This window comes from Aequorivita iocasae (assembly GCF_016757735.1).
In the GTDB taxonomy this organism is placed as follows: Bacteria; Bacteroidota; Bacteroidia; order Flavobacteriales; family Flavobacteriaceae; genus Aequorivita; species Aequorivita iocasae.
Genome location: NZ_CP068439.1, coordinates 1937565 through 1952992, shown reverse-complemented (window position 1 = coordinate 1952992; position 15428 = coordinate 1937565). Strand labels below are relative to the sequence as shown.

The 15428-nt window shown below is 39.3% G+C and carries 15 protein-coding genes; 10 read left to right on the top strand and 5 right to left on the bottom strand.

What is annotated here, in order from left to right:
• Nucleotides 1–603 precede the first annotated feature (603 nt).
• From JK629_RS09050 to JK629_RS09025, 6 genes are all read left to right on the top strand, one after another.
• Entirely contained in the window at nucleotides 604–1086 is a 483-nt protein-coding gene (locus JK629_RS09050; RefSeq protein WP_202335316.1) for a YciE/YciF ferroxidase family protein, read from the top strand.
• Nucleotides 1087–1163: 77 nt separating this feature from the next.
• Nucleotides 1164–1685, top strand: a complete 522-nt coding sequence (locus tag JK629_RS09045; RefSeq protein WP_202335315.1) for a DUF421 domain-containing protein — start codon at nucleotides 1164–1166, stop codon at nucleotides 1683–1685.
• Nucleotides 1686–1687: 2 nt separating this feature from the next.
• Nucleotides 1688–1948 carry a SemiSWEET transporter gene (locus JK629_RS09040; RefSeq protein ID WP_202335314.1) on the top strand — a complete coding sequence of 87 codons (261 nt, stop codon included), beginning with the start codon at nucleotides 1688–1690 and terminating at the stop codon, nucleotides 1946–1948.
• 114 nt (nucleotides 1949–2062) lie between these two features.
• Nucleotides 2063–2731: a guanitoxin biosynthesis heme-dependent pre-guanitoxin N-hydroxylase GntA gene (gntA, locus tag JK629_RS09035; protein ID WP_202335313.1), complete on the top strand. Its 669-nt coding sequence runs from the start codon at nucleotides 2063–2065 to the stop codon at nucleotides 2729–2731.
• Between the two features lie 18 nt (nucleotides 2732–2749).
• A complete protein-coding gene (locus tag JK629_RS09030; RefSeq protein ID WP_202335312.1) occupies nucleotides 2750–3199 on the top strand; it encodes an MgtC/SapB family protein in 450 nt (149 codons plus the stop codon).
• A 7-nt stretch (nucleotides 3200–3206) separates the two neighbouring features.
• Nucleotides 3207–3791, top strand: a complete 585-nt coding sequence (locus tag JK629_RS09025; RefSeq protein WP_202335311.1) for a DUF1989 domain-containing protein — start codon at nucleotides 3207–3209, stop codon at nucleotides 3789–3791.
• Between the two features lie 86 nt (nucleotides 3792–3877).
• Here JK629_RS09025 and ligD read toward each other — a convergent pair whose 3' ends face one another.
• The 5 genes from ligD to JK629_RS09000 form a co-directional block, all read right to left on the bottom strand.
• On the bottom strand, nucleotides 3878–6295 hold the full coding sequence (ligD, locus tag JK629_RS09020; protein WP_202335310.1) for a DNA ligase D: 2418 nt from the start codon (nucleotides 6293–6295) through the stop codon (nucleotides 3878–3880).
• A 2-nt stretch (nucleotides 6296–6297) separates the two neighbouring features.
• A complete protein-coding gene (ku, locus tag JK629_RS09015) occupies nucleotides 6298–7071 on the bottom strand; it encodes a non-homologous end joining protein Ku (RefSeq protein ID WP_202335309.1) in 774 nt (257 codons plus the stop codon).
• An 845-nt stretch (nucleotides 7072–7916) separates the two neighbouring features.
• Nucleotides 7917–10478, bottom strand: coding sequence for a carboxypeptidase-like regulatory domain-containing protein (locus JK629_RS09010; protein WP_202335308.1), 2562 nt, complete (start codon nucleotides 10476–10478; stop codon nucleotides 7917–7919).
• Nucleotides 10459–11370: a FecR family protein gene (locus JK629_RS09005; RefSeq protein WP_202335307.1), complete on the bottom strand. Its 912-nt coding sequence runs from the start codon at nucleotides 11368–11370 to the stop codon at nucleotides 10459–10461. The genes JK629_RS09010 and JK629_RS09005 overlap by 20 nt, the downstream gene beginning before the upstream one ends.
• A gap of 58 nt (nucleotides 11371–11428) precedes the next feature.
• Complete coding sequence (locus JK629_RS09000; protein ID WP_202335306.1) at nucleotides 11429–11938, bottom strand: RNA polymerase sigma factor; 510 nt, start codon at nucleotides 11936–11938, stop codon at nucleotides 11429–11431.
• Between the two features lie 116 nt (nucleotides 11939–12054).
• Between JK629_RS09000 and JK629_RS08995 the strand changes: the two genes are divergently transcribed.
• From JK629_RS08995 to JK629_RS08980, 4 genes are all read left to right on the top strand, one after another.
• Nucleotides 12055–13806, top strand: a complete 1752-nt coding sequence (locus JK629_RS08995; protein WP_202335305.1) for a hypothetical protein — start codon at nucleotides 12055–12057, stop codon at nucleotides 13804–13806.
• Nucleotides 13807–13860: 54 nt separating this feature from the next.
• On the top strand, nucleotides 13861–14328 hold the full coding sequence (locus tag JK629_RS08990) for a hypothetical protein (RefSeq protein ID WP_225625987.1): 468 nt from the start codon (nucleotides 13861–13863) through the stop codon (nucleotides 14326–14328).
• Nucleotides 14329–14491: 163 nt separating this feature from the next.
• A complete protein-coding gene (locus JK629_RS08985) occupies nucleotides 14492–14854 on the top strand; it encodes a hypothetical protein (RefSeq protein WP_202335304.1) in 363 nt (120 codons plus the stop codon).
• Between the two features lie 22 nt (nucleotides 14855–14876).
• Nucleotides 14877–15425 (top strand): YceI family protein, encoded by a 549-nt coding sequence (locus JK629_RS08980; protein ID WP_202335303.1) that lies wholly within the window; start codon nucleotides 14877–14879, stop codon nucleotides 15423–15425.
• Nucleotides 15426–15428 lie beyond the last annotated feature (3 nt).

The window sequence follows — 15428 nt, the reverse complement described above, 5'->3', positions numbered from 1 at the left end:
TAACTCGACTTGCTTTTATGCCCCCTGGCTTAATCTAAGATCACGCAATGCTTTGAAAATGCAAAACCCTTTATGGTCTCTGTTGAAAAAAAATTCTCGCCCATCAAATTCGGCCTCAAATTCTTTTTGAATTGCTTCCTTTGGAGCCGTTAATTTTATGATAGCACATAAGGGTATCATTTTTTATTATTCAAATGAATTATATATTCAAAAAGCAGTTATGCTAAAAATTATAAGGGGTTATTTTCCAAAGCCATTCAAGTATACACATAAACGCCAGTCCAAAACAAAAGTGGATTACCCACCCAATATATATTGGATACTTGGGGAATTGCGGATTGTTATACACAAGCTATTGTAATAAAATATAAAACCCCCACTTCATACTTGCTGAACCAATTGACAATAATGCTGAATAGCGTCATGGTTATTATTGAAATTACCCATGTACGCTCCTTTGCCAAGCCACTGGTTAGCTTATCACTAACACTTTTCGTTAAAAATGTGTCGATTTTAAAACAGGAGCGTTAAAACATTGGTAAAGTAGTTTTTTGTGTGAGGGATGATTTTTAATTTTAGTTCAAAACAAAAAAACTTATTACTATGAAAGACTTAAAAGAATTATTTGAACATCAATTAAAGGATCTTTACAGTGCTGAAGATCAATTGACAAAGGCATTACCTAAAATGGTAAAGAATGCGAAGGACGCGAAACTCAAAAAAGCTTTTGAGGACCATTTGGAAGAAACCAAGGAGCACAAGCAACGCCTAAAGGAAATTTGTGATAATCTGGACATTGATCCGAGCGGGGAGACCTGTAAGGCAATGAAGGGATTGATAAAGGAAGCCGAGGATTTTCTCGATGAGGTGAAGGACGATGATGTAAAGAATGCCGGAATGATAGCCGAGGCGCAACGAGTGGAGCACTATGAGATTTCGGGCTACGGCACGGCAGTGCGCTATGCCAAGGAGTTGGGCCATGACGCTATTGCAAAGAAACTTCAGAAGACATTGGACGAAGAGTATAATGCCGACAAAAAACTGAATGATCTTGCAGAAAAACGATTAAACGATAAGGCCAAATAACCTTATTTGAATGTACATATAAAAGTCCGTTTAATACGGACTTTTTTTTTAACTAGTCGAATCAAACAACAACTATTATGGAAAAAATATTAGACCTTACATGGTCCAGTGCCGGGCGGATAGTAATAAGCTGTTTAGGGATTTATATATTAGTGATTGCCTTTACGCGCATTTTCGGAAAACGGAGCTTCAGTAAAATGTCCAGTTTTGATTTTGCCATGACCGTGGCAGTGGGGTCGCTAATTGCCACTACGGTTTTGTCCAGTACCGTGTCTTTGGCTGAGGGAGCGCTAGGGCTACTGGCTATTTATTTCTTTCAACTATCGGCAGCATTCTTTAGGCGTTATAAGCCGTTTCAAAATGCTATAGACAATACTCCCTTATTGTTAATGGAACATAAGGATATATTTCATGATAATCTAAGAAAAGCCAGGGTAACCGAGGGAGATTTGCGCGCTAAATTACGGGAAGCCAATGTAACTGATTATTCAGAAATAGAGGCGGTGGTTTTTGAAACAACGGGTGATATTACCGTATTGCATAGTGAAGATATGAACCAGCACCTTAAGGCCTGGCTCTTAACGGATGTGGACCGATAAATATGGAAGAGCAAATTTTAGGGTTTATTGCCGGAATACTTACTACAGTGGCCGTATTGCCCCAGCTTGTAAAATCCTGGATGACCAAGAAAGTGATGGATATTTCGCCCTTTATGTTTGTATTGCTCTTGGGCGGGGTAGGCCTGTGGGTGATATATGGCATTATTAAAAATGACTACCCCATCATCCTCACCAATGGAATTTCATTTTTGCTGAACTCATCTATGTTACTGCTTATGTTGCTTTATAAATCAAAAGATTAACACAATTGCTTTCGGATGGATTAAACCTGTTAAAATAGCTTTAAATAGCCGCTAAGGAAATATTAAAACAATGGGTTTTATAGGCTCAATTTAATAATTTTCATAAAAAAAGCTATGAAACCATCAATACAATCACAAGGAAACGATGCTATATCCCGTGATTTTAAAAACTTCATTTTAGAAGAAAATCATCCCTGCATTATGGCCAATACGGTTTTCCAAATGGAAAAGTACCAATTAAACGTTTATGAGAGTTTGGGGAGCAAAAAAACTGCGATCGCCTTAATGGCCGACCTAAAAAACTATATAGCCCATTACGATTTTGAGAGTAAGGATTTTGAGTCATTTATTGCCGTATTTCCAGAGGCGGAGGTAGTAAGTGAGATAGAATTTGAAAATCTTTTATGGCGTCAATTACAGTTTTTGCATGAAATAGATATAAAGCCATGGGACCCGACGGTAAGTGAAGATCCCAATAATCCAAACTTTAGTTTCAGTCTGGGAGGAAAAGCTTTTTATGTAGTAGGCCTTCATCCCCTAGCATCGCGCATGGCACGCCGCTCCCCTTACCCTACCTTAGTATTCAATCTACATTCCCAATTTGAAAAGTTACGCGAGATGGGCGTTTACTATAAAGTGCGCGATAAGATAAGGGAGCGTGATGCTGCTCTGCAAGGAAGCATTAACCCAGTATTGCAGGATTTTGGGGAGGAAAGTGAAGCACGCCAATACAGTGGCCGACAGGTAGGGCAAACCTGGAAGTGCCCCTTTCACCATAAATAATTCAACCAACCCCGTAGTATGGAGCCCATAAGTAGCTTTGAATTTATATTAAATACCGTAATTGCAATGATAGCTGGAATCTGTGTAGGGATAGAACGCCAGATGAAAAATAAGAATGCAGGACTTAAGACCAACGCATTGGTAGCTGTGGGAGCCGCTATATTTATTGGAATCTCATTTCAATATATTGATTTGCCTAATGTAGATTTAACCCGAATTACAGGTCAAATTATTGTAGGCGTGGGTTTTTTGGGCGCAGGCGTTATAGTAAAACGCAAAAGAGAAATATCTGGCCTGGCAACCGCGGCCGCTATTTGGTGCAGTGCGGCGCTGGGGTGTTTGGCAGCCTTGAGTATGTATATAGAACTGGCAGCAAGTACGCTTATAATAGTTATTGTAAATTTGGTGTTGGGCTATTACAACAAGAAGATTTATAAAAAGAACCATAAAGATCACATCAAAAAATAAGGAAAATATGATAGAGGAGATTGCCCCCCAAACAGGGGCTGCGTTTACATTAAAAAAAGGTGAAAGATTACGTGTTATAGATCCGCAGGGAATGCAGGTAAGCGATATGGTACTTTTTAATGAACACGATATACGTGAAAAGATATCATCTGGTAAAACCTTAGATTTTGAGGAAAGCATACTTATTAGTACCGGAAACCATCTATGGAGCAACCGTAGCCGTAAGATGGTGAAGATACTGGAGGACACCAATGGCAGAAATGATTTTTTATTGGCGCCCTGCAGTCCCGAAACCTTTCAGATAATGTATGATAATCCTGAATACCACCCCAGCTGTTTTGAAAACCTTTATACAAATTTGAAACCGTTCAATATTTTTCCCGATGACATTCCCACAGCCTTTAATATTTTTATGAATGTACAGTTTGACAGTAATGGCAAGCTCTCGGTCTTGCCCCCTATGAGCCAGCCAAATGATTTTGTACTCTTTGAGGCCCAAATGGATTTAATAGTTGGCCTTACAGCCTGCTCGGCCGAAGATAGCAATGGGGGCACATTTAAGCCGATTCAGTATGAAATTATTATAAATTAAAGTATCGTGTGCTATATATAACCGAACGACTAATAAAGGTATTCAGACAGAGCAACTTCCCTATTCTACTGCAAAAAACTTTTGCCTCAACCCTCATGAGAATTTAAAATTTCAATCGTCTTTTTCATATCAATTCCCTTTTCTAATACAGCTTTAAATAAATCACCCTTTTGGGAGATTCGTTGCGGCATATTCTTAAGAGTAAAACTGGAAAGATCCAAACCTGGTTTTACCTCCTTCCACAATAGGGGTGCGGAAACAGTACCCCCGGGCTTTGGTCGTACACAATAGGGAGCTGCCAAGGTTTGACCCCGTCTGTTTTGTAAAAAATCTAGATATATTTTATTTTTTCTAAGCTTCACCACACGCTCCATACTGGTGAGTTTTGGTAATTTTTCGTGGATGTAATAGCACAATAATTTGGTGAAGTCACGCGCTTGCTCATAATTATATTTTTCTCCCAATGGAATATAGATATGCATGCCACTGGATCCAGAAGTTTTGCACAACCCCTTAATTTTCGCCAAATCCAATACTTCTTTAGCTGCTAATGCAACTTCTATTACCTGTTCAAAATTATTTTTATCAGAAGGATCAATGTCTATTACCGTATAGGTGGGTTTATCTAAATTCTTAATTGTGGAATTCCACGGATTAATTTCGATGCAGCCTAGATTTGCCATATAAAGTAAAGTGGCCTCATTTTGGCAAAGCAGATAGTCAATCTCTTTTTTGGAAGATTCGGAATAAATTTTAATTGATTCCACCCAGTCGGGCAATGACTCGTTGTCTTTTTGGTAAAAACCTTTTTTTTGAATACCGTTAGGATGACGGTGAAGGTTTTGTGGACGATCCTTTAAATATGGCAAAATGGTTTCAGAAATATTTAAATAATAGTCAATCAAATCATATTTGGTATATCCTGATGCGGGCCAATACACTTTTTCTAGATTCGTAACAGGCACAGATATACCATCTATCTCCAGTGAGGAAGCGCTGGCAGGAGTACTTGTGGAAGTCTTTTTTGACTGTGGCCTTATTTCCTCCAAATCCTTATCCTTCCGCAACCCTTTATATACAGGGTGCCGCATTATTCCGTTTTTTGTCCATTCGGAGAATTTCACCTCACAGATTAATTGTGGCGTTACCCAGTGGGGGTTTCTTCCCTTTAAGGTAATTTTTTTTTCAAAAGGATTGGTATCCGTTTCAATGGCCTTAAGCTTCTCTAATATTTCTTTTTGTTCCGCATTGGAATAGCCGGTACCGCAATTGCCCACATAGATAAGTTTCTTCCCATGGAACATTCCCAAAATAAGCGAACCAAAAAGAGCTCCGCCAGTAACAGAATCGGTATAGCCACAAATAATAGCTTCTTCGGTATTGGTACTTTTAATTTTTAGCCAATTTGAAGTTCGGTAGCCAGGAGTATAAGTTGAATCGGCTTTTTTCGCAATTACCCCTTCCATCCCTGCATCTATTGCGCGTTTGTAGAGTGTGGGGCCCATTGCCTTGATATGGTCACAATAAACTACGTTATCTAAGTCCTTCAATATTTCTGGCAAGAGGCTTTTGCGTTCCAGCAGACTAAGCCCCAAAGTATCGTGGCCGTTTAGGTGGAGCAAGTCGAACACATAATATTTCAATTGATCTCCAGAAGTGCCCGCATCGTAATTTTGAAGTTTTTGAAAATCGGAGTTTCCTTTTTTATTTACAAGTACCACTTCCCCATCGAGGATACAATCGTTAGACACATTTTCCAATTCCTTTTTAATGGAAGCAAATTTTTTATTGTAGGAAATGCCATTGCGGGAATATAGCTCCACATGGCCATCCTGAATATTGGCCAACACACGGTAGCCGTCCCATTTCAACTCAAAAACCCAATCGGGGTCCTTAAATATTTTTTTTCCCGTGCTGGCCAGCATTGGTTCAATATAGGTTTTGGTATTTAGGGGTTTTAATTTTCCGGGTTTAGCTACTTTTTTTTTTGATGCGAAAATCTCGGCATCATAATGTAGATCTGTTGAAAAGGCATCCTTTTTTTTGATCAGTAACCATTGGTTCTTTTCAGTATCCCTTTTCATTTTCACTAGAGCGAAAGCTCCTTTTATTTTTTTTCCGTAGAATTCAATTTTAAGGTCGCCATTTTTTAATTGTTTAACTGGATCTTCATCCTCCAGAACTTGATAGGTACCCTCGTCCCAAATGTCCATCACCCCAGCGCCATAATTTCCTTTTGGAATTACGCCGTGGAACGTGAGGTATTTTACAGGATGATCTTCGGTCATAATGGCCAATCGTTTATCTGAGGGATTCATGGAAGGACCTTTTGGTACTGCCCAACTTTTTAGTACGCCTTCCATTTCAAGACGTAGATCGTAATGCAAATGGCTAGCCTTGTGCCTTTGGATCACAAAGCGATAAGCATTATTATCATCCAGTTCGCCTTCTGGTTCTGGTGTTTTGTTGAATTTTCGTTTTTTTATGTAATCCTGCAGTGCCACAATTAGGAAGCTTTACTTTTTTTCTTTTCAAGGCTGGCCTTAAGTTTTGCCATAAGATCGTTGGCGGCGGTGGGGGTGGTATCTACTTTCTTAGTACGTGATTTCTTTCCAGATGCTTTGTTTTTGATTATTTTCATCAACTGTTTGTTGTAAACATCTTTATATTTTTCAAGTTTGAAGTCGGTAGTGTAATTTTCAATAAGTGAAAGCGCCATATCCACTTCTTTTTTAGAAACTTTGGCAGTGGGTAATTTCAAATCCTCGGGGTCCCTGATTTCATCGGCAAAGCGGATAACGTGAACTACCAGGGCATTTTTATAGACTCCTATAAGACTTAAGTTTTCCTTTTGGCGCATAACGAAAGTAGCAACGCCCAGTTTCTTTGTTTTTTTAAGGGCATCGCGTAAAAGGTTATAGCTTTTTCCACCTTCCTTTTGTGGTTCCAAAAAATAAGGCTTTTTAAAAAGAAGATCGGAAACTTGGGCTTCCTCTACAAATTCTTCTATATCTATTGTTTTGCTCTTTTTCATATTTGCCTTTTCAAAATCTTCTTTCTCCAGCACAATATAAGCATCATCCTTTTTAAAGCCTTTCACGATGTCCTTCCATGCTACTTCTTTTCCTGTTTCCTCGTTGATGCGTTTATACCGTATTCGGGCATTGTCGTGTACATCAAGCATGTCCAGGTCAAGTTTTCTGTCTTCGGAAGCACTGTACATTTTTATGGGAATTGACACCAAACCAAAACTTATTGAACCATTCCAAATTGATCTCATATTGTCCTTTTTCATTAAAGTTAAAATGAAAGTTTCAAAAGAAATAGTACTTCACGATACTTTAACAGTTATGTGCTATTGCATCACCTCTTTCTGTGTACTGCTATGCTGTTTGAAAGGTTTAGTATATTATTGTACATATCTGCACGAATACTGATGGTAATTACAATAGGTCCCATCAGCTTTTTCCACTTATGAAAAAGGAAAGATACTTTAGCCATAAAACCAGCTGCTACTGGTGGTCTTTTGTTTTCTGACTGCCGTTTTTTACATCTTCCATTAAAAGCTTCCTATTTAAAAGCTCGAGTAATAATGACGAAATGGTGCATATGGATTAAAAAAAGAACTTTTTAGGATATTTATATCTATTGAACACTTCTATTTTTGTTTGCCCCCTTATTGAATTTACTAACTTACTTAACCATAATACCCATATATGCCAAGGGGAAAAAGGTCAGGCTTTAACGTATTTTCTGTTAAGCCTATAAAATTTAGCATTTTATTAATCACAGGTCTTTCCCTGCTTTTGGCAATAGTGTCACTTTTATGTTATTCAGGTGTTTAGGATGCTATCCATTCGGGATGTAAGAAAAACCAGCGAAAAACCACGAGATAAGGTTTATAAATCTATTTTAAAACTGCAATACCTTAGATTCCATCTATTGTTTTATCTTTACTTTTACAAATCTTTAAAACCGTTTTTATTATGGGTGTAGGAAATTTATTTGTTGCCACCGTTGTCTTGATTTTGGTATTGTTAATAATCAGTTATATTCAGGGAAAAAAATAAAGGATTAGGTCCGAAGAGGGACGATTGACGAATTCATGGAATAATTACAGCGCTATTAAAAGAAAAGCTGAAACGAAAAGTTGGGTGTAATACCCAAGGAAATTTCCTCAACCTTATTTACTAAAGCTTGGTTGTTTTCATCGGCTATCAAAGTGTAGCGGACGTTTAAAACGTTCTGGGTATTCAAAAGATTTAATAGCGCAAAGTTTAGCTTGGCATCAATGGAAGATGATAGTTTCCAAAGGTATTCCGCCGAGAAGTCAGTTCTAAAATAATCCGGCAATCTTTCATTATTGGGCAGGTCGTACTGAATGGTTGTAACGCCCCCTTCTACAGAAGTTTCTGCATTTTTTAATGGAACGGTATAAGGTCTTCCGCTGTGCCAATTCACTCCCAAAGCAAGCTTGAAGGCATGCCACGAATAGCTGCCTGCCACGTTTGCAGCATGCTGAATATCCAAATTATTGGGAAACGAAGAAGGCATTAAGCTTTTAAACTCATAATCATTCTTACTGTAAATATAGCTGGCCCAAAGGCTGAGCGATTTTGTTTTTTGGTTGACTACGAACTCCGCCCCTTTTACCGTATACTCCCCTAATGCTTTTGAAAATTGAAATTGGTTCTGAAAACCTTGATTAGCAATATTTATGTCTTCAACAATTTTGTAAAAAACTTCGGTGTTTATAAACAGACCGCGTTTGTTATAAACCACCCCTGCAGAGGCTTGCTTGCTTTGAATAACGGGAGTTTGCTGTCCATCGGCCAAGACCCATCGACGTTTTTCGAGGCCCAAAAAATCACTTTCAAAATCAATACGTTGGGTTGTGCTTTGACTCTTGAACTCGCCCAAAACCTCAACCGCAAAGCCGTTCCCCAATTTTTGATGAAAATTCATTCTGGGCTCAAAGCGAAACCCTTCAAATTTGACAAAATAATTCCCACGTAAACCAGCTGAGAGATAAGTTTTTTGGTTGCCGGAAAGATAATTCAATCCCGCAAAAACCACGTGGGTTCGCAGTACATCCTTTTCATAATCGCGAAACCGAGGCAAATTTACATCCTGGGTGTTTGCAATACCTATTTCTGAAAACTGATAGCCAGTTTGTAGTTTTAGCTTTTCCGAAAGTTTGAGGGCAGCGTCCAGCTTCACGCCCGTTTCCAGCACTTCGTTTTGTTGCTTTTGTTCCTGGGTGGTAAAAATATCTTTATTGATAGCGTCCAGCAAATAATAGGTGCCGTATACTAAAGCACTGGTTTCAAATTTATCATTCCAGGAGCGATCCCAAGAAATACCACCTAGCAGGCTGCGCTGTTCCAATTTACTTGTTTTAGACAGGGAAGTGGTTTCCAAGGTTTCGGTGAAATCCAAGGAATTATCTATGGTCAAAAAGTTGATGTGTAGCATGTCTTTCTCTGAAACCTCCCAGAGCAATTTGGTGCCTACATCGTAAAAACTGAAATCCTCTTCGGTATTTATTGCAATGTTGTTTTGGCTATTTTCAACATTGGTAATTTCGCTATCCTGAAAAATCCGTTTGGTATAATTTTTATAAACGGGCGATTCCCAAAGGTGGTTAATGGATTTTCGCGCAGCTAGCTGTATGCTTGTTTTTGTAGATATGGGAAGTTCCAAAAACCCGTTTCCGTTTATAAGATTGAAGCCTACTCCCGCTTCGGTTTTTGCGGAAAGTGTATTTTTTGAACGCATATCCAGCACGCCCGAGACCCCATCGCCATAACGGATGTTGGTTCCATTTTTATAGAGGGTCACTTTTTTTGTAAGGTCAGGATTAAAAGCGGAAATTAGGCCAAAGAAGTGCCCACTTTGATACATTTTAATATCATCCCAAAGCATCAGGTTTTCATCGTGCGTGCCACCGCGGATGTTGATGTTGGAAATAGTTTCATCAACACTCTCAACACCCGGTAGTGCCTGCGCAATCTGCAGCACATCATTCTCCACTTGTCCTGGTAACAGACCGAAATGCTGGGTGGAAAGCAAAATGGATCCGTCTAGGTTTTTATCTATTCCTTTGGTAAAAATGTTTTGCACCATAACAGGCTCAAGCTCCGAAACTGAAGGTACAAGAAGTAAAGCAGCACAATCTGCAGCTAAATCTAAGGTGCTTTTTTTGATTGGGGCATACCCCACATAGGTAACTGTAAAATTTGTTTTTTTGTTTGGTTTTGGGACATAAAAAAAACCTTCAGCGTTTGAGACTGTTTTGAAAGTATTATTCTCTGAAATAATAGTTGCTCCTTCAAGCGGCAATTGGGACTCAAAGTCGATTATCCTTCCGCAAAGGTGGTCTTCATTTTCCTTGAAAGTAATGGTTATATAACGTTCGTTGATACGGTTGTAAAGAAAGGGCGTATTCTCCCGAAGGTAGGATAGTACGTTTTCAATAGGTGTATCCTGTTGGGAAATCGGTTTTAGGGTAATGCCCTCAACTTCTTTCCCAACATAGGAAAAGCGGATATTATATTGCTTTTCCAAAGTTTCCAAATAGGCCACAAGGCTAGTCTTTTCAGTTTCCTGCGCCGTGGTTTTTGTTCCAAAGACACAGAACACCAAAAGGAAAACCAAGATTTGGTAGCTACTTGCTATTTTTGGCATCAATGGTTACTGCTCCGTTTTTATTTATTTTATAATTCAGCTGCAGGGGTTCACATATTGACTTTAGTGCGAGTTCAAGGTTTTTGTGGGTAAAGGTGCCGGTATATCTTTTGGCGGTATCAATATTTTCTACGGAAACTTTTACGGGATATTGCCTTTCCAGTTCTTTTATCACCCTTTGCAGGGGCGCATTTTCAAAACTGCTTTCCCTGTGGATCCATACTGGCGAAGGATTTTCGGTAGCACCGCTACTTACTAGTTTTCCGTTTTCCACTTCCACTTTTTCACCGGCAGCCAATTTTATAAACGTTTCGTTGAAGGCCACGCTTACCAAACCTTCATAACAGGAAACCGCAAAAAGCCCATCCCGTGCGGAAACGTTGAATTGTGTGCCCAACACGGTTACGGTTCCTTCAGGAGTTTTCACACTAAATTTATTTCCTTTTGTTACTTTAAAATATGCTTCCCCTTCCAAGGAAAGCATTCTTGTTTTTTCCCAATCCTTTTTGTTATAAGTAATCTGGGAGCCTGCATTCATCATAACTTCAGAATCATCGGGCAGCAAAAATGTTTCTGTTTGTGCAATATCGGTTGTGATGGAAGTGTCCAAAGTGGTAGTATAATAATACCCCGCCAGCAGCAATACGAATATTGCGGCCACCTTCCAAACCACTGAAAAAACATTCGGCTTTTGTAATTGACGAACGGGTTTTATCCTTTTTGAAATAGCTACGAAGTTTTCCTCACTATTCATTTCAGTAACCCCAAAACCTGAACTGGCATCGGCAATCTGAAGATAGGAAGCGTATTTTGGATCTGCCTTTAACTGTTCCAGCTCTTCTGCAGTAGCTTCATTGTTGAGCCATTTGTGCAATAATTGGTCTTTTTCCATTTTCATTATGTTCAAAGGTATAACAGCCATAACGGGCGTTACCCTACCTTAAAATATATTATATATTTCCAATTTCATCCCGAAGCGTTGCCAAAGCCTTGCTCATTCGCTTTTCCACGGCTTTAACCGATATATTTAAAATTTCGGCAATTTCAGCATATTTTTTTCCTTCAATACGGTTTAAAAGAAAGGCGGTGCGTTGCGCTTCGGTAAGATTTTCAATTGAACTCTTGAGCTTTTCGTGAAATTGCGTTTCCTCCATTATAAACTCCGGAGACTGAAAATTTGTTATTGTGGGCTTTGCTTTGGCGTATTTCAAAACAACTTTTTTGTGCGCTACTTCATTTAAAAACGCATTGTTGCAAACGGTGTATAAAAAAGACTTTGCCTTTTCCTGGGTTACTTTTGCACAATTTTGCCACAGTTTTATAAAGGCTTCCTGCACCAGGTCGTCCGCCTGCGCTCCATCGCCACATTTATAATAGATGAAGCGCCAGACCGGTTTGCCGTGGGCTTCGTAAAGACGATTGAATATACTCTCGTTACAAACGTTTTCAGGTTCTTTCATACATGAGATTGACGGTGGTCAAATATATTTAAAAATATTTCCACTTGTAGGGTAGGGTAGTTTTTTCTTTATTTGTTATTATGGTATAACACGTTAACTTTCGGAATGTGAATAAAATGCATTTTTTCAAATTTTTCGCGGTGCTCTTTTTGGGCTTCTCGCTCTTATCTTGCCAAAAAGAGGAGGAAGAGCATATTGATGAAACCCAAGAGGAAACTATAACCGCCAGTTCGCCACTCACAACCTTGCTGTTGCGCACTTCCCAAAATCCTGGAACCTATGATGATATAATTGATGGCAACGGCTGCGCTTCGGTGGTGCTCCCGATAACGGTAGTTGCAAATGGGCAACAGGTAACCGTCAATACTCCAGAGGATGTTTTATTGATTGTACAAATATTTAACCAGTTCCCCAATGATACCGATACGTTACAAATAAACTTTCCTATTACTTTGGAACTGTTTGATTTCACGCAAGTTACCGTAAATAGCCAAGTAGAGCTGGATGCCCTCGCGGCTTCCTGTGGCGCCAATGAAGTGGAAATAGGCTGTTTGGATATTGTATATCCTATTTCTTTTTTCACCTATAACGCAGACCAACAGCAAACGGGTACCGTTACAATTAATAACGATATTGAACTCTACAGCTTTCTGCAAAATTTGGGACCAGACGATTTTATAAGTTTAGATTTCCCAATTTCGGTGGTGCTCGAAGATGGTTCCACAACAGAAGTGAGCAGCCATACGGCATTGCAAACTTTAATTACGGACTGTGTGGCCAATGGCGGTGGAGACCCTATAGATATTTCGCAGTTTGAGGAAGATCTTACCACGGGGGTTTGGTACGTAGCGTATTTTTTTGATGATTATGACGAAACCGACAATTATGCCGGTTATGAATTTACCTTCGCTCTGGACGGAACGGCACAAACGGTAAAAGCAGGTGTAATTACAGCTGGAACGTGGGCCCTTGTTGATGATTTTAAAATTGACTTTTTCTTCGGAACCACTGCCCCACTGGATGAACTTGATGAAGACTGGGAAATACTGGAGGCAACCGCCGAAATTATTACCCTAAAACACATAAGCGGTGATGGCGGTACAGACTTTTTGACCTTTAGCCGAAATCCAAATACGGGCGGCAACAACACCGAGTTGAACCTTTTTATTGAAAACCTGATTACGGGAAACTGGTATGTAAACTTACTGGAAGAAAACGGCACGGACCATACTTCAAATTTTGATGCATACGAATTTACATTCTTCGGAAATGGCTCAGCCACATCGGTAAGCAACGGAAACACAATTAACGGTTTTTGGACCGCCGAAGTAAATAGCGGCAATCTGGACTTCATAATGAATTTTGAGACAAGTACAAATGGTGATTTTGCAGCATTAAACGATGATTGGAAAGTGCTGGAAGCTACACAGACTATTATTCGTCTCTCTGATGTAAGTGGCGGCGGTGGCGGGACAGACTACCTCACCTTTGGCCGCGAGCCAAACGGCGGTGGCGGTGGCGGCCCCGACCCACAGGAACTGCGCGATATTTTGGTCTCTGGCACATGGTACGTTGAAAAGTTTCTGGACGATGGCGGGGATGAGACTTCCGATTTTAATGGCTATGATTTCAATTTTTACAACAATGAAACCGTTTTTGCCTCCAACGGATCGGAATATGTGTACGGTATCTGGATAATCACGGTAACCGGAACAGAACTCAATTTTGAATTTGATATGGACAGCCCAATAAATGGCGCTGACGATGATGAATACAAAGCATTACAATATACGACCACATCGGTAACTTTTATAACCCGAAACAGTCAAGGGGAAATTGAAGACACTTTGATATTTAAAAAGAATTAAAGAACTCAATAACATTATTTTGTACAAATACTAATCTAAAACAATTCTAAAACTATGAAATTGACACTAAAAGGAATGCTTATTATATTTATCTACACCGGTCTTGCCATGTCTTGTGATAAGGACGATGATAACAATGAGCCGCAGAATACTACAATACAGCAAACCCAAAACACCGCCCAAAGCGGCTCATGGAAAATAACGTATTACTTAGATTCTGATCAAAATGAAACAAACCATTTTACCGGTTATACGTTTACTTTTAATGAAAACGGCTCACTGGTAGCGATAAACGGAAGTACTACAATTACAGGAACTTGGTCAGTAACAGATAGCAATTCCAATGATGACGATGGCGGCTCCAGCGATACCGACTTCAATATTTTCTTTGCTTCGCCACCAGACTTCGAAGAACTGTCAGATGATTGGGACATAATCTCGGTAACCAATTCAAAAATTCAATTAACAGATGTGAGCGGTGGCAATGGCGGCACCGATTTCCTCACCTTTGAAAAAATATAGTTGTTTGTTTAATTTCCCCGCGAATGAGCCACGGTTTTCCGTGGCTTTTTTGTTTGGATACATTTTGGGAACAAGGGTTCATTTCAAAAAAATTACTTCACTAAGTAGGGTTTTCTCTTATTTAAATGTTCTAATACTATATAGGAAAAAACACAAACACTTTATGAAACAATACTGCTTCCTCTTTTTTTCTGCCTTGTTGGTAAGCTGCACCACCAGCACTTATGACGATATTGTAGCGATTGACGAACAAGATCCTATAGAGGTTGTAACCTTTCAAGAAGTGGCCTTTGTCTTTGAAAATGTATGTACTGCCTGCCACAGAAATCCGCCCCAAAATGGCGCGCCTATGCCTTTGACCAATTATTCGGAAATAAAAAATGCTGTTGAAACCAGAGGCCTAATAGACCGAATAAGCAGAAACGAAGGCGAGCAAGGGTTAATGCCCTTGGGCGGGCCACGATTGCCCCAACAACAAATAGACTTAATAATACAGTGGAACCAAGATGGACTGCTGGAAAACTAGATTTTATAAAATAATTCTACATATGAAAACCATAATCGTTTTATTGATTTTTTGTTTCGCCTTTGTGGTAACTGCATTTGGCCAAGAAAAATTTGCGACCAAAACCGGAGAAATAAACTTTGAGGCCTCCGTTCCTTCTTTTGAGGAAGTTAAGGCTGAAAACAACAATGTAAGCGCAGTTTTGGAAACTGGCACTGGAAATTTTGCCGCACTTGCTCTAATGAAAGGATTTCGTTTTAAAGTGGCATTAATGGAAGAACATTTTAATGAAAATTATATAGAATCCTCCAAATATCCCAAAGCTACCTTTAAAGGTAAGATACAAGATTTTTACTATTCCGAATTATCGGGAGAGAAAGAATATGTTATAAACGGAACTTTCAACCTTCACGGTACTGACAAGACCATGGAAGTGCCCGCGGTGATTTCAAAAAAAGGAGAAGATGTATGGGTTACTGCCCAATTTGTACTAAAACCAGAAGAATTCAACATTAAAATTCCATCCATCGTAAGCAAAAAGATTGCCGATGAGGTAAACGTTTCCACAGTATTTAAACTTCAGAAGCAATAATAA